The 21121-nt window shown below is 65.0% G+C and carries 17 protein-coding genes; 5 read left to right on the forward strand and 12 right to left on the reverse strand.

The genetic code is table 11. The features are described from left to right. Together nudC and JGU71_RS05510 are read right to left on the reverse strand one after the other, a co-directional pair. Positions 1–903: an NAD(+) diphosphatase gene (gene nudC / locus JGU71_RS05505; RefSeq protein WP_199703037.1), complete on the reverse strand. Its 903-nt coding sequence runs from the start codon at positions 901–903 to the stop codon at positions 1–3. 48 nt (positions 904–951) lie between these two features. Further along, the gene (locus JGU71_RS05510; protein WP_199703038.1) at positions 952–2013 is read right to left on the reverse strand and encodes a potassium channel family protein; all 1062 of its coding nucleotides are present in this window, start codon (positions 2011–2013) and stop codon (positions 952–954) included. Positions 2014–2166: 153 nt separating this feature from the next. Here JGU71_RS05510 and JGU71_RS05515 point away from each other — a divergent pair, with 153 nt between their 5' ends. Next, entirely contained in the window at positions 2167–2571 is a 405-nt protein-coding gene (locus JGU71_RS05515) for a DoxX family protein (protein WP_199703039.1), read from the forward strand. Between the two features lie 48 nt (positions 2572–2619). Here the strand turns inward: JGU71_RS05515 and JGU71_RS05520 are convergent, their stop codons facing one another. Both JGU71_RS05520 and JGU71_RS05525 read right to left on the reverse strand, forming a co-directional pair. Continuing rightward, positions 2620–6012 (reverse strand): ATP-dependent helicase, encoded by a 3393-nt coding sequence (locus JGU71_RS05520; RefSeq protein WP_199703586.1) that lies wholly within the window; start codon positions 6010–6012, stop codon positions 2620–2622. 14 nt (positions 6013–6026) lie between these two features. Beyond that, positions 6027–9344 (reverse strand): ATP-dependent helicase, encoded by a 3318-nt coding sequence (locus JGU71_RS05525; RefSeq protein WP_199703040.1) that lies wholly within the window; start codon positions 9342–9344, stop codon positions 6027–6029. A 64-nt stretch (positions 9345–9408) separates the two neighbouring features. Between JGU71_RS05525 and JGU71_RS05530 the strand changes: the two genes are divergently transcribed. Both JGU71_RS05530 and JGU71_RS05535 read left to right on the forward strand, forming a co-directional pair. Continuing rightward, positions 9409–10188, forward strand: coding sequence for an alpha/beta fold hydrolase (locus JGU71_RS05530; protein ID WP_199703041.1), 780 nt, complete (start codon positions 9409–9411; stop codon positions 10186–10188). Between the two features lie 2 nt (positions 10189–10190). Beyond that, the gene (locus JGU71_RS05535; RefSeq protein ID WP_307829515.1) at positions 10191–10490 is read left to right on the forward strand and encodes an MGMT family protein; all 300 of its coding nucleotides are present in this window, start codon (positions 10191–10193) and stop codon (positions 10488–10490) included. 3 nt (positions 10491–10493) lie between these two features. Here JGU71_RS05535 and JGU71_RS05540 read toward each other — a convergent pair whose 3' ends face one another. After that, entirely contained in the window at positions 10494–11030 is a 537-nt protein-coding gene (locus tag JGU71_RS05540) for a DinB family protein (RefSeq protein WP_199703587.1), read from the reverse strand. 65 nt (positions 11031–11095) lie between these two features. Next, complete coding sequence (locus JGU71_RS05545; RefSeq protein ID WP_199703043.1) at positions 11096–11569, reverse strand: winged helix-turn-helix transcriptional regulator; 474 nt, start codon at positions 11567–11569, stop codon at positions 11096–11098. A 54-nt stretch (positions 11570–11623) separates the two neighbouring features. Here JGU71_RS05545 and JGU71_RS05550 point away from each other — a divergent pair, with 54 nt between their 5' ends. Both JGU71_RS05550 and JGU71_RS05555 read left to right on the forward strand, forming a co-directional pair. Next, complete coding sequence (locus JGU71_RS05550) at positions 11624–12019, forward strand: PaaI family thioesterase (protein WP_199703588.1); 396 nt, start codon at positions 11624–11626, stop codon at positions 12017–12019. A gap of 31 nt (positions 12020–12050) precedes the next feature. Continuing rightward, positions 12051–13778 carry an NTP transferase domain-containing protein gene (locus JGU71_RS05555; RefSeq protein ID WP_233528793.1) on the forward strand — a complete coding sequence of 576 codons (1728 nt, stop codon included), beginning with the start codon at positions 12051–12053 and terminating at the stop codon, positions 13776–13778. Between the two features lie 57 nt (positions 13779–13835). Here JGU71_RS05555 and JGU71_RS30180 read toward each other — a convergent pair whose 3' ends face one another. The 6 genes from JGU71_RS30180 to JGU71_RS05585 all read right to left on the reverse strand — a co-directional run bounded on the left by JGU71_RS30180 (position 13836) and on the right by JGU71_RS05585 (position 20994). Beyond that, positions 13836–14354: a DUF4870 domain-containing protein gene (locus JGU71_RS30180; protein ID WP_199703045.1), complete on the reverse strand. Its 519-nt coding sequence runs from the start codon at positions 14352–14354 to the stop codon at positions 13836–13838. A gap of 159 nt (positions 14355–14513) precedes the next feature. Then, positions 14514–15239: a sirohydrochlorin chelatase gene (locus tag JGU71_RS05565; protein ID WP_199703046.1), complete on the reverse strand. Its 726-nt coding sequence runs from the start codon at positions 15237–15239 to the stop codon at positions 14514–14516. Next, on the reverse strand, positions 15236–16426 hold the full coding sequence (locus JGU71_RS05570; protein ID WP_199703047.1) for a uroporphyrinogen-III synthase: 1191 nt from the start codon (positions 16424–16426) through the stop codon (positions 15236–15238). Before JGU71_RS05570 ends, JGU71_RS05565 begins: the two co-directional genes overlap by 4 nt. Continuing rightward, positions 16411–16803 (reverse strand): nitrite reductase small subunit NirD, encoded by a 393-nt coding sequence (nirD, locus tag JGU71_RS05575; RefSeq protein WP_233528794.1) that lies wholly within the window; start codon positions 16801–16803, stop codon positions 16411–16413. Before nirD ends, JGU71_RS05570 begins: the two co-directional genes overlap by 16 nt. A 111-nt stretch (positions 16804–16914) precedes the next feature. Beyond that, positions 16915–19431: a nitrite reductase large subunit NirB gene (gene nirB / locus JGU71_RS05580; RefSeq protein ID WP_233528795.1), complete on the reverse strand. Its 2517-nt coding sequence runs from the start codon at positions 19429–19431 to the stop codon at positions 16915–16917. A gap of 120 nt (positions 19432–19551) precedes the next feature. Next, entirely contained in the window at positions 19552–20994 is a 1443-nt protein-coding gene (locus JGU71_RS05585) for a nitrate/nitrite transporter (protein WP_307829516.1), read from the reverse strand. Positions 20995–21121 lie beyond the last annotated feature (127 nt).

The following is a 21121-nucleotide window of genomic DNA, read 5'->3' on the forward strand; positions in this document are numbered from 1 at the left end:
CTAGTCGCTCGCCGCCCACGCGGTGACGATGCCGCGCGCTATCGAAATCGATCCCGGTAGCAAGAGACGTACGCCCGCCGACGACGTCCAATCGCCTGCGGCGAGCGCTTCTCTTACCTCGGCGCGCGTGAACCAGTGGGCCTCGGCAATCTCGCCGTCGGAGAAGGCAAGCGGCTGATCGGGATCGCCGATCGCTGTGAATCCGATCATCAACGAGCGCGGGAACGGCCACGGCTGGCTACCGAGATACCGGACATCGGTGACGTCGAGGCCGACCTCTTCCCGAATCTCCCGCACGACACACGTCTCCAGTGACTCCCCCGCCTCGACGAACCCGGCAAGGATCGAGAACATCGTCGACGGCCACACGGTTTGACGAGCAAGCAGAACGCGGTCGGCACCATCGTGGACCAAGCAGATGACCGCCGGGTCCGACCGTGGGAACTCTTCGTGTCCGCTCGATTCGCTGACGCGTGACCAGCCGGCGTTGGCGGGCTTCGTCGGGCTGCCGTCGATCGAGCTGAACCGAGCCTTGTTGTGCCAGTTGAGCAATGCGACGGCGGTCGTCAGTATGCCTGCGCTCGTGTCGTCGAGGATTGCACCGACCATCCGCAGGTCCGCGAGCTCGCCGACCAGCTCTTTCGTGTAGACGGCCCACACGTGTCTGCCGCTGTCCACACCGAGGAAAACGGCGTCTGCGGTCGGTTCCGTACCGAGATCCAGAGCCTCGTCGAGCACAAGCTGCTTGTCGACGACTCGAACCTGACCGCCGCGGGTGACGCGCAGCAGCGCTGCATCCGACCAGCCCTGCGTCAGCGCCTGTGCATCGGACCGTAAGTGCTCGGCGCGATCGAGTGTCGAACGGGACAGTAGTGGAATGTCGGACAGCTCGAAGTTGGCCACTCCACCGAGCCTAGCGTCAGCTGCCGAGCCGCGAACGTCGAGCCGGGCTCAGCCCTTCACACGTCGAACGTAGAGCAGTTTGTCGCCGTCCTCGAGCGCATCGACCTCTTCTTCGCCGACTCGAACGAGTTGGCCGCCGCGCACCACACCGAGCACGATGTCGCCGAGATGCCGTGGCGAGCCGCCGATCTCCTGCGGTTCGACGTCGCGCTCGGCAATCGCGAATCCTTCTTCTGGGGTCAGCAGGTCTTCGATCATCTCTACGACGCTCGGTGTGGTTGTTGCGATACCGAGCAGACGGCCCGCAGTTTCCGACGAGACGACCACCGAATCGGCGCCGGACTGACGCACCAGGTGTGTGTTTTCCGCCTCGCGAATGGCCACGACGATCTTTGCCTTCGGCGAGATCTCGCGAGCGGTGAGCGTGACGAGGACAGCGGTATCGTCGCGGTTCGCAGCTACGACGATCGACGAAGCATGTTGTGCACCCGCCAACCGGAGTACATCCGACTTCGTTGCCGAACCGTGCACGGTCACAAGTCCCAGACCGGACGCTGCCTCCAGCATTCCGGCATCGGTATCGACGACAACGATGTCGGACGGGGAGACACCGTCGCCGAGCATCGCGTCGACGGCAGTTCGACCTTTCGTGCCGTACCCGATGACGACTGTGTGATTGCGCACGCTGCGCCTCCATCGTTGAATCTTGAAAGCTTGGCGGGATCTTTCGGTGAGCACGGCGAGCGTCGTGCCGACCAGCAAGATCAGGAAGAAGATCCGCAGCGGGGTGATGACCAGGATGTTGATCAGGCGCGCGGACGGAGTGAGCGGAGTGATGTCGCCGTAACCGGTGGTCGACAACGATACGGTCGCGTAATAGAGGGCGTCGAGGTAGGACAACCCATCCTCTTGCGAGTCGCGATAGCCGTCGCGATCCAGATACACGATGGTTGCCGCGAGGAACAGCAGGCCGAAAGCGAGCACAACGCGTCGACCGATGGCAACCCAGGGACTCGTTGCGCCCTCAGGGATCCGCAGAATTCCCACCAACGCAAAGTCGGGCCGATCGGTCAATGCTTCGGGCGCGCGCAACCGCAGTCTGCTCGGCATCGTTCACACCCTTCGTCTGTCGTCGTGTCGGCGAAGATCGACATCGGCTGGCAGCCTAGCCTCGAATTCGCCCTCGCGAGTCGGTGGCCGTCAAATTGCCACCAGCCGGGGTCAGCGCGCGCAGTGCAAGCAGCGGTCAGGCATTGTGGGCAGATGACCTCAGCAGCACACGCCGCGCCTGCGCGCCGCAGCCAAGCGGCGGCAACGCGACTCGCCGTGATTCTCCTCGGCGCGGGCACAACACACTTCGTCCTTCCGAAGTTCTACGACGTCATGGTTCCCCCGGTGCTACCAGGCGAGGCTCGCACGTACACCTACGTGTCCGGTGTCGCCGAGATCGCTCTCGGCGTCGGCGTCGTGGTTCCCCGAACTCGGCGTCTTGCCAGCGGTTTGGCCGCATTGCTGTTCATCGCCGTCTTTCCCGCGAACGTGCAGATGGCCGTCGACTGGTGGCGCAACGAGAAGATCCCGCTTCCCTTGAAACTCGGCGCAATCGCGCGGCTCCCTCTTCAGATACCCCTCGTGACCCAGTCCTTGAAGGCACGCCGAGAGGCTTAGGCGCGGAGTCATCCGATCGAGTCGGAGAACCGGGTCCCGGGTGTCGGGTCAGGCAATGTCGCGATCGACCTCCTGACCCGAGCGGCCTGCCGACTCGATGAGCTGGTGCAGGTCGTTCGCGTCCGGCAGGTCGCGCGGCGCGATGGTCCGATTCGCACGGACGTAGTGGAACGCAGCACGAACCTTCTGCAGCACCTGCGCCTCCGATTCGCCTGATCGTGCGGAAACCAAACGTGCCCAAGCCAATCGGTACGCAGCCAGCTGAACTGCGACCGTGGCCTCCTCCGCAACCGACGGCTCGGCTCCGGTCTTCCAGTCGACGACGGTCCAGCCGCCGTCCCTGTCACCGAAGATCGCGTCGATTCGACCCCGAACGACCGTTCCCGCGACCGATATCTCGAACGGCACCTCCACCTCGATCGGGCTGCGGTCCGCCCACACCGAAGCGAGGAACTTCTCCTGAAGCCTGGCGAGTTCGGAATCGGCGCTCGCACCGGTATCCGCGGCACCGGGGAGCTCGTCGAGATCGAGGAGCCGTGTCGCACCGAATCTGCGCTCCACCCAGGCATGGAAAGCGGTACCGCGTCTGGCCAGCGGATTCGGCGGGAAGGGCAACGGACGTCGCAGACGAGCGGCGAGCTCGTCGGGATCTGCCTTCAGCTCGACCAACTGGCTCACCGAAAGCTGTACGGGTAGAGCCACTTCCGCTTCCCCGGATCCGCTGGCCCGCTCGGCGAGCAAAGCGTCGACGTCGGCGGCCCAGTTCTCGGGGTCGAATGTCGTAGCGATCGGCGATTCGTTGCCAGCCACGTCGGTGTCGGAATCGGGTGCTTCGACGACCTCGTTGCGGGTCGCTTCCAGGTGAATGCGCGCTGCTCGCACGGCATCTCGACCGCCGAGTACCGCGGCGCGACGGGCACCGAGCGGATCTCGTGGCCACCCTGCCGACGTCGGCTTGTCGGTCAGTGGGTTGGAACTGCCCGCGTCCGGAGCCGGATCCCAGCGGTCGATCGTGCCGTAGCCGTTGCCGCCGACCGCCGCGGCCAGCTCGTTGAGGAACTCCGAAGGACCCTTCGGCTCGGTACCGGTCTGCGCCCAGTGGTGCCCTGAGACATACAGTGCCCGTTCGGTTCTCGTCACCGCTACGTAGAACAGTCGACGATCCTCCTCCAGCTTGCGTCGAGCGAGGGCCTCCTTGTGCCGTTTGATCGCCTGCTCCAGTGCGGCTCGATCGTTGACGTCGTCGAGGTCGAGAACGGGTACGCCGTCGGCGCCTTCGCCGTCCATTGCTCTATCCCCACGCAATGCAGGAGGCAACTCCCCCACAGCGCCGAGCCACGTGCCCGACGCCGTCGACGACGGGAACACCCGGGCGACGACGTGTGGCACGGCAACAACTTCCCATTCGAGACCCTTGGCCGAATGCACGGTCAGAATTTGCACGCGGTCGGGCGCGACCTCGACTTCGCCGGGCTCCAAACCGTTCTCGACCGACTCTGCGGCAGCCAAGAAGGTCAGGAGACCGCCGACTGTGGCCGTCGGATCGTTCGAGTAACCGGACACGACGTCGGCGAATGCATCCAGGTGTTCGCGACCTACCCCGACGCCGTGTGCGCTCCGGCGGGCCTGTGCCTCGACCCCGATACCGATCACACGTTCGGTTTCGGCGACGAGCTCGGGTATCGGTTGCCCGATCCGCTCGCGTAGCGACGCCAATTCCTTTGCCAGGGAGCTGATCCGGTCGAAGCCCGCCTGCGAGTAACGTTCCGGCCTGCCCGGATCGGAGATGGCATCGGCGAGTCCGGCGTCGTCGGCCTGTTCACCCGGCAGCGTCGCACCGAGCGCGTCGTGCAGTTCGGCCGTGTCCGTGACGGTCGAGCCTGCTCTCCCGTGGCGGATGGACAGTTCGCCTGCACGGCGATACAGCGCGCGCAGGTCCGCGACGCCGAGGCGCCACCGCGCTCCCGTGAGGATTCGCACAGCCGCGCTACCCGCCGACGGTTCGGCGATCAGCCGAAGCATCGCAACGACGTCCGCTACTTCGGGTGTCGACAGCAGACCGCCGAGTCCGACGATCTCGACGGGAAGGCCTTTGTCTCGCAACGCTTCCGCGAGAGGTGCCGTATCCGCGTTGCGTCGAACAAGGACGGCGGCGGTCGGCGGAGCAACACCGGCCTCGAGCGCGTTCGTGTACTCGCGTGCAATCTGCTCGGCAATCCAGACCCGCTCCGATTCGACGGTGTCCGTCAGCGCGAGCCTGATATCACCTGCACCCGCATTGGGTCGCGCGCGTAACTCCGCAACCGGAACTCCCTTGTAGCGCAACGGCTCCGCGACAAGATTTGCAATGCCGAGCGCCTCCGGTGGGTTGCGCCAACTCGTCGACAGGGGCAGGGTGCGCGCGGGTTTGCCTGGTGCGCGCGGAAAGTCGGTCGCGAAGCGCGGCAGATTCGCCGCCGAGGCACCTCGCCAACCGTAGATCGACTGCATCGGATCGCCGACCGCCGTTACCGCAAGGCTGCGGTCCTCACCGCCGCCGAACAACGCAGACAACAACACTCGTTGCGAATGACCGGTGTCCTGATACTCGTCGAGCAGCACCAATCTGAAGCGCTGCCGTTCCGACCGCCCGACATCGGGGTGCTCCGCCGCGACCCTGGCGGCAAGTGCCATCTGCGCGCCGAAATCGAGTGCGCCACGACGACGTAGCTCGGCTGCGACCCGCTCGACGAGCGGCAGCAATTCGGTTCGCTCCTCCTGCGTTTCGAGTATGCCGAGCAGCTCGCGTGACGGCCCGCCACGCTGGCGCGGACCTGCGGGCAGCGTGTGAACCAGCTTTTCGAGTTCGGTGTGTGCCTCGCGCAGGTCGTCGGCCTCCACCATGTGCTCGGCAAGCTGCCCGGACAGGGCGAGGACGGCCTCGGTCACGCCGGCGGGTCCGCGATCGGTGTCGAGTTCGCCGTCCCACGCACAGACCGCGCGGTAGGCGAGCTGCCAATACTGCGTCTGGGTCAGCAGGGTCGCCGACGGCTCGATCGGCAGCAGCAGGCCGTGTTCGGCAAGCAATCGCCCAGCGTAGGAGTGGTACGTGCTCACCTCCGGATCGCCGCTGAGAATCGTCGTCCGCAATTCACCGGACGGGTCCAATTCCCGTAGTAGGGGCGCACCGGCGAGCCGCAGCAGACGGGTTCGGATTCGACTCGTCAGCTGCTGAGCGGCCTTTCTGGTGAACGTGAGCCCGAGCACCTGATCCGGAGCGACCAACCGATTTGCGACCATCCACACGACCCGAGCGGCCATCGTTTCGGTCTTGCCCGCGCCCGCACCGGCGATGACGAGCGTCGGTCCCAACGGTGCCGAGATGACGGCGGACTGTTCGGCTGTCGGCCTAGGCAGTCCAAGTGCGTCGGCAACGACCTCCGGACTCACCAGGTTCGACATCTTGCGAGTCGCCATCAGCCGGTCACCGCCCGACCGCCGTCTTGGGCGGGGCAACTCGTCGAGACCGGGCAATGTCGACAGCCGTCGTTGACGATCGCGAGAAATTCGGGTCCCTTGGTCGCCGCTGCAGCGTCATGAATGGTGTCGCGCCATTGGTCGAGTGCCTCCTGATCGAGTGCGGGCTGCAACCGTTGTGCCGCACCGTCCTTGTTGTGCGACTTAGCGACGAAAACCAGTCGCCCGCCACCGGGTTCTGCCGCTGGTTCGCCTTCGATGCCACCTTCGGCTGCGGCGACCTGATACGTCGCAAGCTGTGCGTGCCGTTGTGCTTCGTGCTTACTGACCGGCACCTTTCCGGTCTTGACGTCGATGATGACCGGACGTCCGTCGGGATCGTGTTCGAGTCGGTCGATCCGGCCCCTTAGGCGGACCGCTGGATCGTCGTCATCGCGCGGCGGCAGCACACAATCGACCCCGACCTCCACGGCAGCCTCGGTGAGTTCGAGCCGTGAATTAGCCAACCAGGCGGAGAAGTTTTCCAACATCTGCGAGGTTCGGCGCAGTTCCTGCCGCGAGTACCAGTCCGATCCGAGATCCAGCGACTGCCATGCCTTTTCGAGGGCGCGCTGCACGTCTTCGGGCGGAATTTTGCCTGCGACGGCCTGCACGAGTGTGTGTACCAGCGTGCCTGCGATCGCGCGTGTGTTCTCGCCGTCGGTGCCGCCGTGCCGTTCGAGCGCCCACCGCAACGGGCAGGCGCGCAGTAGTTCGACCGTCGAGGGCGACAGCGAAACAGGTCCGTCGTCGAGCGACCACAAGGCTTGATCCGTTGTCGGTTCGGCGACGCCGTACCAGTGTTGGGGGTCCGCGAATTTCACGCCGGCCTCGGCGAGTCTGGCGAGCTGTGTTGCTGCCCGTGCGTGCTTGTCGGGGTCGTGCGCGGCGACGTCGGGATCGCATACGACGCTGCGCAATTCGGCGACGAGGGCGGGTAGTGCGAGGAGCCTGCCCGAGGACTCTTCGGCGCGTGATCCGTCGTCTGCCGATGCGGTGCTGCCGAATCCGCTGTCGGCGAGTTCGTCGACGAACCGGGAGGGCGTCAGATCTCGGTCACCGGAGGCGGATTCGACCGCAGTCACGAGCAATGTCAGGCGCGCACGGCTGCAGGCGACAAGCAGCAGGCGACGTTCTTCGGCCAGTAGCGGTGCCGTGCGGGATAGGTGTTTGCCCGCAGCCCCGATCCCGGCGCTTCCGATACCGGATGTCAGCTCGACCAATGCGTCGGTTCCGAGCAAACTTCCACGCGCCCGCAGACTCGGCCACAGCCCCTCCTGGACTCCTGCGACAGCAACCACATCCCATTCGCGGCCCGCTGCCGAGTGCGCGCTGACGATCGTCACGGCCTCGGGAACCACCCCCGACCGAGTTCGACTGTCGACCGGAATTTGCTGCTGCACAACATATTCGACAAAGCCGGCCAGCGTAGCGCGAGGCAATCTGTCGACGTAGTTCGCCGCGGCATCGAAGAGCGCAACCACCGCATCGAGGTCGCGGTCCGCCTGAGCACCGACAGCGCCGCCGCGAGACGATGCGGTCGTCCATTTACGTTCGAGACCACTTGCCTGCCACGCCGCCCATGCGACCTCTTCGACACTGCGGCTGTTGGCGGCAACGCTGCGAGCGCGAGCCAATATCTTCAGTACCCGCCGCAACGGCGCTGCTTCGACATCGGTGAGTTGATCGAGCAGCCACAGATGTTCGGTCGCTCCCGTCATCAGGACCCGCAGCAACTCGGTCGATTCGCGGTCGCCGTCGCGTTCGAGTTCGGCGCGGCGCAGACCTCTGCGCAATCGTCGCAAGCTGACGGGGTCGGCGCCACCGACCGGACTCGATACCAGCGCCGCTGCGTCGTCGCCGGTGAAGTCGTTCGAGGTCAGCGCACGCAGCGCGAGCAGCAGCCACGCGGCGCCACGTTGGCGCGCCAAGGGCAATTCCGACGCGGCGGTCGTAACCGGAACCCCGGCCGCCGACAGAGCGCGACGCAGCGGGGCGACCGACAGCGGCACCGACCGAACGATGATCGCCATCTTGGACCACGGGACACCGTCGCCGAGATGCGCTCGACGAAACGTGTCGGCGATAAGCGTGGCCTCTTTCGCGACTGTGCCCAGGATTCGCACGGACGCTGCGCCGACCGGTCTGTCGGGAGCCGCTCCAGCGCCTCGATGCGGCGGCAGACCTGGCAGCCTTCCGGCAATGGCCGACACCAACTCGGCGATCGGGGCCGAGCTGCGGTGGTTGATACCGAGCACGATCTGCCGGTCGGACGATTTGTCGACGAGGTCGACCAGAAATGTGGAGTCCGCTCCGCGAAATGCAAAGATCGCCTGGTCGGGATCACCTGCGACCGCACTCACCTCGGTCGCCGTGCCGATCAGCCGAACCAGCTGCGCTGCTTGGGGATCGAGATGATGCGCGTCGTCGACCAGCAGGTACCTGATCCGGGAGCGCTCCTTGGCAAGCAATTCCGGGTCGGAGGCGAACGCCGACAAGGCGGCACCGACCAACTCCGCCGCGTCGAGCGCCGGTGCGGTGGCCTCGGGAGCCTCGACCCCGACCGACCACCGGAGCAGGGTCGCCTGTTCGTACCGGGCGGCGAACTTGCCGGCGGCCACCCATTCCGGACGAGAATGCTTGCGGCCGAGTCGAACCAGATCTTCGGGACCGAGCCCACGTTCGGCCGCCCGCAGCATCAGGTCACGCAACTCCGCGGCGAAACCGGCCATGGCAAGCGCCGGACGCAACCGCTCCGGCCACGACTGCGCGTCGTGACCGTAGCCCGACGCGAGATCTTCCAGATCGCCCTGGAGCATTTCCCGAAGCACGGCGTCCTGTTCGGCGCTGGTCATCAACCGCGGCGGTTGGTTGCCATGTGCTGCGGCTTGCAGCCGTAGCACCGCGAATGCGTACGAGTGCACCGTTCGCACCAGCGGCTCCCGCGTCGCGCTCGGCCGCAGTTGCTCGGAGTGCCCGAGCAAACCGTTCGTGATCGCCGACCGAACCTCCGTCGCAGCGCGACGAGACTGCGTCAATACAAGGATCGACTCGGGATCGACACCCGCAGAGATCTGCCGGACAGCGATGTCGGTGAGCAGCGCCGTCTTACCGGTGCCCGGTCCACCGAGTACCTGCCACGGATTCCAGCCTCGATCTGCGGTGTTCGCAGTGAGCAACCGTTGTTCGTCGAACTCCCAGGTGCGATCGGGCACCTGGGAGGGCGCGCGACGGGTGAGCCGGACGGTCTGTCTGCTCGCTCGCGCTGTCTGTGCCATGTGACGATTTCAGCACGGGGGTCCGACACGAGCGCGTCGGGCGGTGGTGCGGCAAACTGGTCCGGTGCCGCAATCGCATGTCTACAACTGGGGACCCGACGACGGTCCCGTCGTACTCGCACTGCACGGTCTCACCGGTCACGGAAAACGATGGGCGAACTTCGCGACCGAGCACCTGCCCGAGGCACAGGTCATCGCACCCGATCTCCGTGGGCACGGCCGCTCGCCGTGGCAACCACCGTGGACCTTCGAGCACCTGGTCGACGATGCTGCCGCGCTGCTCGATGCCGCAGGTCCCGCGATCGTCGTCGGTCACTCGTTCGGCGGCGCCGTCGCGACGCACCTTGCCGCGCGCCGTCCGGAGTTGGTCACTGGGCTCGTTCTACTCGACCCGGCGATTGGGCTCGACCCCGACCTCGCGCTGGCGAACGCCGGTGCCGCGGCCGCATATCCCGACTACACCGACGCCGCAGAAGCGCGGTCGGAGAAGCTTCACGAGGCCTGGGGCGAGCTCGATCCAGCGCTGCTGGACGCGGAACTGGCCGAACACCTGGTGCCTGCCGGAGACGGCAGAGTCGAGTGGCGGCTGTGCACGCCGGCCATGGTCACCTACTGGAGCGAACTGACACGCGACTTCGTGCTGCCCCCTTCCGGATTGCCGACCGTTCTCGTCCAAGCGATGCGGGTGCAACCGCCCTATGTGACGGCAGCTTTCCGATCGGCTCTCGTCGACAGACTCGGCGCGGCGCTGACAGTCCACGAATTCGACTGCGATCACATGGTTCCGCTCGCGAGAGGCGCCGACGTCGCCGATATCGTTCGCACGCTGCTTCGAACGGAATGAGCGTGGCGACAACCGACGCACAGATCGAACGGGTGCGGGAGCTCGTCGCCTCCGTTCCCGCAGGCAGCGTCGTGACCTACGGCGACCTCGCCGCCGCAGCCGGTCTGTCGAGCGCCCGCACCGTCGGCTGGATCATGCGGACCGACTCGGCCGATCTGCCGTGGCACCGCGTGATCGGCGCCAGCGGACGGCCTGCGCCACATCTGACGAACAGTCAGCTCGCCAAGCTCGACGCCGAAGGGGTTCCGATCAACGACGGGCGAGTCGACGTCCGCCGTGCCAGATTCGCTCTGCCGGAATAGTTTTCACGCCCAGCCTGCGACGTCGTCGGAGTCGATGCCTGCCCGCTTGTAGGTCGTGTTGGCGCCGTCGAGGGATTCACGGATGATGTCGGCATGACCGCTGTGGTGGGCGATCTCCCGGAAGATGTGCAACACGATCCGGCGTACGGTCCACCATTCCCGTTCGGGACTCCACGGAGCGGTCGGCAGGGGGACCAGGTCGTCGAGGTTCGGTACCGAACCGATGATCGCCTCGGTCCGGGCGACTATTGCCTCCCACTCGGAAAGCAGCCCTTCGACGGTGACGTCGGCCCCCATCGAATACTCGTCACCGATCGCGGCCAGATCGATCTCGGCGGTTTCGTCGCGCTCGACAATCACACGCACCCAGTGCTTTTCGCAGTTCAACACGTGTCGAAGCAGACCGCCGAGGGTGAGTTCGCTTGCGGTCGTGCGCCGGCGCGCATTGTCGTCGCTGATCCCGCTCACCGCGATGCGGAACAGGTTGCGCTGGTCGGCGAGCATCGCCAGCAGGTCGGTGCGTTCGGTCGTGAGCGTCATGTTCGTCATAGGAAAAACACTACGAGCAATTGCGGACAGTTCTGTTCCTAAATCAAGCTCTGATTTCAATCCGACCGAGCGGGCCGAGCACCCGGACCGATCGAGGCGACCGTGTCGTAGGCGGTCAGCGCGCGGGTGGACCCGACCGGCGTGACGACCGCCTCGACGGCCGATCCTGTCGCCCGTTCGGTCACGATCAGGGCAGGTCCATCGTCGTCGGCGCAGTACCGATCGCCCCACTGCAACAACGAGATCAGCACGGGAAACAGGTCGAGGCCCTTCTCGGTGAGTCGGTACTGCTTGCGCGCGCGCATGCCTGCGACCTGGTAGGGCTCGGTGCGCAGCACTCCGACCGCGACGAGTGTGCGTAGCCTGTCCGCGAGAATCGGCTCGGATACCCCGATGTGTCGGCGCATGTCGTCGAAGCGTCTGACGCCGTTGAAGGCTTCACGCAGAACGAGCAGCGTCCATTTCTCTCCGATGACGTCGAGTGTTCGCTGCACGGAACAGTTCGCGGTACTCGTTTCCAACCACTCCATAGGTCCATCCTAGCTACCTTCTGAAACAACAGTTAGCATCGGCGTATGGAAACTATGGATCCGACCGAATTCAGTACCTTCGTCAAGGCATCGGGCCTCGACATCACCGAAGCGACAGGAACGCGTGTTGTGGGGCACATCGACCTCGACACCAACCATCACACTCCGTGGGGCGTTGTGCACGGCGGCGTGTATACAACTGCGGTGGAGACGGCTGCGAGCCTCGGAGCGAGTCTCGCCGTCGCCGAGCGCAAACACTTCGCGGTGGGCGTGCACAATGCAACCGACTTCATTCGCGCCACAAAATCCGGCCGCGTCGACGTCGTCGCCGAGCCGCTCCAGCAGGGTAGGACGCAACAGTTGTGGCTGGTCACAGTCACCGAGACGAGCACAGGCAAGGCCATCGCCCGAGGTCAGGTCCGGCTGCAGAACCTGCCACTACCCCAGTGACCGCATGCGTACGTGTGACAGCATTGCGCACATGCACGCCGACGCCGTCATCCTCGCGGGAGGTCGCGCGAGTCGAATGGGCGGTGTCGACAAACCGGCAATCGAGATCGGCGGCCGCACGATGCTCGATGCGGCACTCGAGGCGGTCGCGGCCTGTGATCGCATAGTTGTCGTCGGACCACACCGCGCCGACATGGCCGCGAATATTATTCAGACGCAAGAGGTTCCACGTGGAGGTGGCCCGGTCGCCGCGATCGGCGCTGCCCTTCGTGTGCTCGACGAAGGCGCTGACCTGATCGTCGTCGTCGCTGCCGACATACCGTTCATCGGGGCCGAGGCAATTGCGGCTGTCGCCGAGGAGTGCCGGCGAACCGGGTCCGATGCGGTGTTCGCGGTCGACGAGTCGGGTCGCTCGCAGTATCTCGTCGGCGCCTGGCGTCGCGACTATCTCGACGAACGCCTGCGCTCGCTGGGATCTCTCGACAATCTCGCAATGAAGGCGCTCCTCCCTAGCCGCATGGGTACCATTGCGCTGCAGGGTATTTCGGATTGCGACACCGAGTCTGATATCGCGCAGGCACGGGCGTCTGTCACACCTGGCCCCGCCCTCGAGCTGACCGTTGCGCGGGCGCTGCTTCGTAACGAGTTGTCTGCCTTGCCATCTCGGCCAAGACAGTTACGCGACGCCATCGGAGCCACCCTCGCCGAACCGGTGCGAAGCGCAGTGGCGTTGCCGCGCTTCGACATCTCGGCGATGGACGGCTACGCCGTAGCCGGGCCTGGGCCTTGGCAACTGCGCGCCGAGGTCGGCTACGCGGGCGGGGAACGACCGGCGTTGCTACATCCCGGGGAGGCGGTCCGCATCGCGACCGGCGCCCACCTGCCCGATGGATCGACTGCCGTTCTCCGCGACGAATTCGCAGACGTGACCGGTGGCGAACTCACGCGTCGACCGCAAACCCCTGTCCGAGAAGACATTCGACGTGCCGGTGAAGACTGGCCGACGGGTCACGAACTGCTCCCCGCGGGCGCAGCGGTGACTCCGATGGTGGCATCCGCGGCAGCGAGCGGCGAGGTATTCGAGGCCCTCGTTCGTGGACCGGTGCGAGCGCACGTCGTCGTCACCGGAGACGAAATTCGCAGCGAAGGTCCACTGCGACAAGGACAGACCCGCGACTCCGTCGGTCCGGTCGTATCGCATTTCCTGGCATGGTGTGGCATCGACGCTGCCGGCGCGACACACCTCCGCGACACAGCGGACGGCTTCGACACCCTGTTCGCCTCGGCAATCGACTGCGACCTCATCGTCATCGTCGGCGCCACAGGCGGTGGTGCCGCCGATCAACTGCGGGCCGCGCTCGATCGAGCGGGGGCCAAAATACTCGTCGAGCGAGTCCGGTGTCGCCCTGGCGGATCGCAGCTGACCGCCGAATTGGTCGACGGCCGTACCGTTCTCGGCTTGCCAGGCAATCCGTTCGCCGCGATCTCGACATTGCTTGTCACCGCGCCCGCGATCGTCGATGGCTTGACCGCACGAACAGCACGGCCACCGATCGTCGGCTCCCTCGCCAATGCATCCGCCTGCAGTGGCCCGGTCACCAGAATCGTCCCCGTCACCCGCACGCCGGACGGCACGTGGACAGCCGATGTTGCTACCAGGACAGCACATCTGGCCGGTCTCGTCGGTCGCGACGGCCTCGCGATAGTTCCACCGGCGGCAGCAGACGGCGATCTGATCGAGCTGATCCTTTTCCCATGACAACGCGAAAGGCCCCTGGTGATCGACAACCAAGGGCCTTTCGCTACTGCGAGATGTCTACTTCACAAAACTCACGTTGACCGGGTACTTGTACGGCTCACCCCTGTTGGCGGCGATCGATCCCATGATTCCGAAGACGATCGCTGCGATCCACGCGGCAAAGAACGTCAGGAAGCCGATGAGGATGATCATCAGGATGAAGGACACGAAGTACACGATCATCAGCAAGATCTGGAAGTTCAGTGCCTGCACCGAATGTCCACGTACGAACGGGTCACGGTCCTTGTACATCAAGAAGATGACCAACGGCGGAATGAAGCCGAAGAAGATGCCGCCGAGGTGGGCGAAGAGCGCCCACATCTTCGCGTCGCTCGCGGACACGGGAGCCTGGTAACCGGCGGGACCCGGCTGACCGTACTGCGGAGCCTGACCGTACTGAGGAGCCTGGCCGTACTGGGGTGCCTGGCCGTACTGGGGTGCCTGGCCGTACTGCGGCGGTGGCGCCTGGCCGTACTGCGGGGGCGCCTGGTACGGCTGGCCGCCTTGCTTGGAAAGGTCTAGCGGATCGTCGGTCATCGCCCTGCCTCGGTTCTAGTTTCACGCACTCTTGTTGAGTGCCCGTGACGAGCATAAGAGGCAGACGCCGTTCATGGGAGTGCGAAATTCCCACCATAGGTGTGAATTTTCGAAACCTCACCGGTAAAGACAACGGTGAGCGGGGAGTTCCGGTTCACTTCACGCAGCCCGTACGCGAGCGAGTCGGCTCGCACCCGCGTGATAGCGCGACACGAGCAGATCCACGATCTCAGTGTGCAAGCCCAGCGGCGCAGCCACGCCATCCGCTCCCGCGTGAGCGAGTCGCTCGTGAAACAGTCCATGCGCCAACAGATACGACGCCACGAACACACGCTGCTCCCCCGCCGCCCGCAACTGCGTCACGACGTCTGCTACCCGTGGCTCACCGGTCGCAACGTATCCGATAGACACGCGGCTACCGACTCGATCGGCGAGCAGCCCCGCCGCACGCCGAACGTCGTGCAGCGCACGCGCATCCGACGACCCCGCCGCTGCAAGCACAACCGCGTCACCCGGTTGCCACCCTGCTTCACGAAGCCGCAGTGCGAGAACCCGCGCCAAGGCCGGATCGGGGCCCATTGCCGAGGTCACTTCGACACCGTCGAAACCTGCGACCTCTCGTGGAACGTCGGTATGGACGTGATATCCCGAGGCCAGAAATGCAGGTACCACAACGGCTTCGCCGTCCATCGACGCCAATACCTCCGATGGCGATGGGCCGAGAACGTCGACGAAGGCAACCCGCACCGTCGCTACGCGTTCCGAAACAGCCTCTGCGAGAGCGGCAATCATCTCGACGCCACGCGGGTTGCGAGTTCCGTGTGCGACGAGAACCATCGCGGGATCGGCTACGCCGGAATCTGTTTCGCCGTGTTCGCGGGTCATGGTCGGTCTCCTGCGTTGTCGACACATTCGGCCGGATCGAGCGCAAGTCGGTACCCGCGCTTGACGACCGTCTGGATCGCCTTCGGTGTGCCGAGCGAGGACCGCAACCGTGCGATAGCGGTCTCGACGGCATGGGTGTCGTCGCCGCAACCAGGTAGTGCCGCAAGCAGATTCTCGCGCGACACGACCCGGCCCGGCTGCCTCGCCAGCGCGCGCATCAGGGCCATCGACGCGGGTGGCAACTGCTTCACCTCACCGTCGACGACGACACACGACCCACGGACGCTGAGGTTGTGCCCATCGGCGTGAATTCTGTTTGCACGCCTTGGCAATTCGTCCGCAATGTGTCGTGCGAGCGCACCGAGCCGCGCACGTCCCGGCATCGACGTAGCAACGCTGAGTTCCTCGAGTGGCGCCGCCGTGATGGGTCCGACGCACGCTGCCAGTACGCGCCCTCGCAGCGCGTAGAGCAACGGCTCGATGTGGCCTGTTTCCTTGGCGCGCATCAACATCGACGCAACAGCCGGAGCGCTGGTGAAGCTGACGCAGTCAAGGCCACCCGAGATCGTCAGATCGATCATGCGGTCCATCGCGGTCTGATCGGCAGGTGGGGTCCACCGATAGACGGGCACCGCTATCACCTCGGCACCTGCACATCGCAAGACCTCGCAGAAGTCGGGGATGGGCTCCCATTCCGTTGTCGCACCGTGCAATTGGACTGCGATCCGCACCCCTTCGACACCCTCGGCAAGCAGATGATCGAGCACCTCGGCCGAGGACTCCGATGCGGGCGACCATTCTTCACGTAGATCGGCAGCACGTATCGCACCCTTGGCCTTCGGGCCGCGAGCGAGCATTCGAGTCGTTCGAAGGGCTGCGGTCAACTCTTCCGCCAGACCCCAGCCGTCCGCTGCCTCCACCCAGCCGCGGAAGCCGATACCCGTTGTCGCGACACTGATGTCCGGCGGGTCCGCGACGATTTCGCGCGTCACCCGCTCGAGCTCGGTGTCGTCGGAAAGCGGAATGATCCTGATCGCGGGTGCGTGCAGCACGTTTGCACCGCGTCTGGTCAGCAACGTCGCGAACTCGTCGGCCCGGCGTGCGGCTGTCACCCCGATGGTGAAGCCTTTCAACGGTTCCGTGCTGTCAGCCCCTGGCCGGCCTGCCTCGCTCACGGGCTCGGGCATTCTTCGCGTTCGACGATGCTGTGGACCTGCACCATGCCACCCCAGACTCGCACGTCGTAGACCGGTAGCCGAACCGCATCGTCGTCGAGGCAACGACCGTCGACGAGTGAGAAGACCTGCTTGAGCAGCGGTGATGCCACGGTCGGTTCGCCACCGCGGTCGCCGACCAAACCACGGGACATAACCGCTGCCCGACCGAACGGATCGATGTTGCCGACGGCGTAGAGGTTGCCGTCGTCGAGCAGAAACACCGCGACCTGCTCGCCACCGCGGAGCAGTACGGCAACGCCGAGCCCGGGTATCAGCTGCCGCAGCGGGCACGCCGAAGTCCATTCGAGGCGACCGTCGCTGACGGTATTTCGCCGGGTTTCACTCATGGTTGGAAGCTTTGTGTCTACCGAGGTCATGGCTGGTACTCCTCCTGGAGTCATTTCTACGGTTGCGGTGTTACTTCGACGTTAAGGGCCGATGCCCTGGACGTAAGGCGCTCACACCTCTGGCAGCTTCGGCATACCCATCAACACCGGCACCTTTCGGACACCGCTCTCGTCGAACGCGATCGTCGGATCGGCTTCTTCGGGCGCGTTCACGAAAGAGACGAAGCGCGAGAGCTTTTCGGGATCGTCGAGTACCCCTGCCCATTCGTCTCGGTAGCCTTCGACGTGCTTGCTCATCGCTGCTTCCAATTCCGCGGCGATGCCGAGACTGTCGTCACACACGACGGCTTTGAGGTGGTCGAGCCCTCCTTCGAGCGCTTCGAGCCACGGCGCTGTGCGTTGCAGCCGGTCCGCGGTCCGGATGTAGAACATCAGGTAGCGATCGATGTAACTCACCAAAGTGGCGTCGTCCAGTCCGCCGGCAAGCAGTTGCGCGTGCTTAGGTGTCTGCCCGCCGTTGCCGCCGACGTAGAGGTTCCACCCGTTCTCGGTCGCGATGACACCGACGTCCTTGCCGCGTGCCTCGGCGCACTCGCGTGCACAGCCCGAGACGCCGAACTTCAGCTTGTGCGGCGACCGCAGACCGCGGTACCGGTTCTCCAGGTCGACAGCCATACCGACGGAGTCCTGCACGCCGTAACGGCACCAGGTCGACCCGACGCAGCTCTTGACGGTCCGCAGCGACTTGCCGTACGCCTGCCCCGACTCCATTCCGGCGTCGACGAGACGCTTCCAGATCGCGGGCAGCTGGTCGACACGGGCGCCGAAGAGATCGATGCGCTGCCCGCCGGTCACCTTCGTGTACAGACCGAAGTCGCGCGCGACCTCACCGATCACGATCAACTGCTCTGCTGTGCACTCCCCACCAGGCATCCGCGGCACCACCGAATAGGTGCCGTTCTTCTGGATGTTGGCGAGGAAGTGGTCGTTGGTGTCCTGCAGACCTGCCTGATTGCGATGCAGGATGTGGTCGGAATCGGTCGATGCGAGGATCGAGGCGACAACGGGTTTGCAGATGTCGCAGCCGGCTCCCCTGCCGTACTTCGCAATGAGCGAAGAGAACGTGCGGGTCTCGGTAGCACGGACGATCTCGAAGAGTTCGGCTCGCGACTGTTCGAAGTGTTCGCACAGTGCCTTCGACATGACGACACCGGACGATGCGAGCAGTTGCTTGATCGTCGGAAGGCAACCGCCGCAGGTGGTTCCAGCGTTGGTGCAGCCCTTGACCGCCGCGATGTCGCAGGCGCCACTCGCGATGGCTCCGCAGATCGCGCCCTTGGTCACACCGTTGCACGAGCAGACCTCGGCGTCGTCGGGTAGTGCTGCAGCGCCGACCTTCTCACCGGTCGGTGAGATCAGCGCGGCAGGATCCCCCGGCAGCTCTCGACCGACGAGCGGACGCAGTGTGGCATAGGCGGACGCGTCGCCGATCAGAATGCCGCCGAGCAACGTCTTCGCATCGTCGGAGACGACGAGTTTCGCGTACGTACCTTTGGCCGCATCGTTCAGGACGACTTCGAGCGCACCTTCGGTCGCCGCGTGTGCGTCACCGAAACTGGCAACGTCGACGCCGAGCAACTTGAGCTTTGTCGACAGGTCGGCGCCAGGGAATTCGGCTGCGCCGCCGAGCAATCGGTCGGCGACGATCTCCGCGGTCGTGTAGCCGGGAGCCACGAGGCCGTAACAGGTTCCTTCGACGGCAGCACATTCGCCGATCGCGTAGATCGCCGGATCCGACGTCCGGCAGCCGAGGTCGGTGATGATGCCACCACGCGGACCGACCTCGAGGCCACCGTCGCGGGCAAGTTGGTCCTGCGGGCGAACGCCGGCCGAAAACACAAGCAGCGCAGCGTCGATCACCGAACCGTCCGACAGTTCCACCCGCAGCCCGTCTGGTCCCTCGGCGATTGCCGAGGTACCGACGCCCGTGTGGACTGTGAGACCCAGCTTGGTCACCAGCTTTTCGAGGATCGCTCCGCCACCCTCGTCGACCTGCAACGGCATCAGACGCGGTGCGAACTCGACGACGTGCGGCGTCATACCGAGAAGCTTCAACGCGTTCGCCGCTTCGAGGCCGAGCAGACCACCGCCGACCACGACACCGACCGCACCGGGCTGTGCAGCCTCTGCAACTGCGCGGATGCCGTCGAGGTCGGCGAGCGTGCGGTAGACGAAGCATTTGGACAGGTCGTGACCGGGAATCGGCGGCACGAACGGGTACGAGCCCGTGGCAAGCACAAGTGCGTCGTAGCCGAGCACTTCACCCGAGGTCGTCGTGATCTTGCGTGCCTGTCGGTCGATCGACTGTGCGCCCTCCCCGATCCGCAGATCGACCGACTCGTCACCGGTGTATTCGTTGCCGCCCAGCGCCAGTTCCTTCGGGTCCCACGCGCCGACGTAGGAAGACAGGCCGACCCGGTCGTAGGCGGGCAACGGCTCCTCGCACAGGACCGTGACCTTCCATGCGCCTGCGTCGTCCCTGGCTCGCAGGGCCTCGACAAAGCGGTGTCCGACCATGCCGTGGCCGATGAGGGCCACCGTCTTGGCGGTCACTGTGTTCGCGGTCATCGCTTGCTCGTCCTTTCTGCCGACGCAGGTGGATATTCGGTGCGTCGGGGTGATGTGTGGTGCCGAGAAACCGGTCTGGTCCCGCGTCGCGTCCAGTGCGGATGCGACGCGGGAAGCCGGTCAAACCGAGACGGACACCTTCTCGTCGCCGGAGTCGTCTACCGACGCGGCTGCGGGGGTTCGGTCGTGTGCCTTGTTCGACGGCCGCCGCAGGAACACTGCCCAGGTGACGAGTGCGCATGCGATGTAGAAGGCGAGGAAGACCCAGAACGCGTTGGTCGCGGACTTCGCTTCACCCTGGTAGGAGGCACGGAGCACCAGGTTGATGAACACGCCTCCGAGTGCACCTACCGCCCCTGCGAAGCCGATCAGTGCACCTGCCATGTTTCGCGACCATGCCTGCTGCTCGACCCGGGAGCCCTCGACGCTCTTCGACTTGGCCTCGAAGATCGACGGGATCATCTTGTAGGTCGACCCGTTGCCGATGCCGGACAGGATGAACAGTGCGATGAACGCGAGAACGTAGGTGAGCATGATGCCGCCGCTGGCGCCCTTGCGGCCGTCGTTGTCGTCGAGAACACCAGCGGTGACGAGCACTCCGGCGGCAACCATCATCGCGACGAAGGTGTACAGCGTGATCTTGCCGCCACCGATACGGTCGGCGAGTTTGCCGCCGAGCGGACGGAAGATCGAGCCGAGCAGCGGACCGATCCAGGCGATCTGCGCCGCGTGCAAGGCTGCCTGCGGGATCGTCTGACCTGCAGCGAGGTAGTTGATGTTGAGAACCTGGCCGAAGGCGAAGCTGAAGCCGATGAACGATCCGAACGTACCGATGTAAAGGAAGCTCATCGTCCAGGAATCGGAAAACTTCAGGATCTTCTTCATGTAGCCGAGGTTGGCCTGCTGATTGCCGAGGTTGTCCATGAACAGCGCCGCACCGACAGCCGCGAGACCACACAGCACCAGGTAGATCGCGCAGACCAACTCCGGTGCGGTGTTGCCGAGGGTCGCGATGACGATCAATCCGATGATCTGCATGGCCGGGACACCGATGTTGCCGCCACCAGCATTGAGACCGAGCGCCCAACCTTTGAGCCGCTGTGGATAGAAGGCATTGATGTTCGTCATCGACGACGCGAAGTTGCCTCCACCGAAGCCTGCGAACGCAGCCACGACGAGGTAGGTCGTGTACGACGTTTCCGGGTGCTGGATGAAGTACAGCGTCAGCAGAGTCGGAATCAGCAGCGCGAGGGCGCTGAAGATGGTCCAGTTACGGCCACCGAATTTCGCGGTCGCAACGGTGTACGGAATGCGAAGCAGCGACCCGACCAGCGTCGGTACCGCGACAAGAAAGAACTTGCCGGCGGGGTCTATGTGATAGACGTTCTGCGGCATGAAGAGAACCATCACCGACCAGATCGACCACACCGAGAAGCCGACGTGCTCTGCGAAGATCGACCAGATCAGGTTCCGCTTGGCTACCTTCTTGCCGCCGGCTTCCCACGCGGCGACGTCTTCGGAATCCCAGTCGTCGATCCAGTGCTTGCGTGACGTTGTTGCCACCGAGGCCTCCTGATTTATTAGGTGACACAACGGTATGGAACTCCTATTGCCGACTTGCTGCGCGAAATGTCCTCGGCGTCAACTGCTGCTCACCTTCTCGGACTTTGCTCGGTGAGGGTTACCAACA

Origin of the sequence: Antrihabitans stalagmiti, assembly GCF_016482825.1 — a bacterium.
Taxonomy (GTDB): Bacteria; Actinomycetota; Actinomycetes; order Mycobacteriales; family Mycobacteriaceae; genus Antrihabitans; species Antrihabitans stalagmiti.

Excerpts from the sequence above, each read along its gene's own strand:
- JGU71_RS05515 (WP_199703039.1), top strand. The coding sequence starts at position 2,167 with ATGACCTCAGCAGCACACGCCGCGCCTGCGCGCCGCAGCCAAGCGGCG.
- JGU71_RS05520 (WP_199703586.1), bottom strand. The coding sequence starts at position 6,012 with ATGTCGAACCTGGTGAGTCCGGAGGTCGTTGCCGACGCACTTGGACTG.
- JGU71_RS30180 (WP_199703045.1), bottom strand. The coding sequence starts at position 14,354 with ATGACCGACGATCCGCTAGACCTTTCCAAGCAAGGCGGCCAGCCGTAC.
- nirD (WP_233528794.1), bottom strand. The coding sequence starts at position 16,803 with ATGAGTGAAACCCGGCGAAATACCGTCAGCGACGGTCGCCTCGAATGG.
- JGU71_RS05540 (WP_199703587.1), bottom strand. The coding sequence starts at position 11,030 with ATGACGCTCACGACCGAACGCACCGACCTGCTGGCGATGCTCGCCGAC.
- JGU71_RS05550 (WP_199703588.1), top strand. The coding sequence starts at position 11,624 with ATGGATCCGACCGAATTCAGTACCTTCGTCAAGGCATCGGGCCTCGAC.
- nirB (WP_233528795.1), bottom strand. The coding sequence starts at position 19,431 with ATGACCGCGAACACAGTGACCGCCAAGACGGTGGCCCTCATCGGCCAC.
- JGU71_RS05565 (WP_199703046.1), bottom strand. The coding sequence starts at position 15,239 with ATGACCCGCGAACACGGCGAAACAGATTCCGGCGTAGCCGATCCCGCG.
- JGU71_RS05525 (WP_199703040.1), bottom strand. The coding sequence starts at position 9,344 with ATGGCACAGACAGCGCGAGCGAGCAGACAGACCGTCCGGCTCACCCGT.
- JGU71_RS05545 (WP_199703043.1), bottom strand. The coding sequence starts at position 11,569 with ATGGAGTGGTTGGAAACGAGTACCGCGAACTGTTCCGTGCAGCGAACA.
- JGU71_RS05510 (WP_199703038.1), bottom strand. The coding sequence starts at position 2,013 with ATGCCGAGCAGACTGCGGTTGCGCGCGCCCGAAGCATTGACCGATCGG.
- JGU71_RS05555 (WP_233528793.1), top strand. The coding sequence starts at position 12,051 with ATGCACGCCGACGCCGTCATCCTCGCGGGAGGTCGCGCGAGTCGAATG.
- JGU71_RS05570 (WP_199703047.1), bottom strand. The coding sequence starts at position 16,426 with ATGCCCGAGCCCGTGAGCGAGGCAGGCCGGCCAGGGGCTGACAGCACG.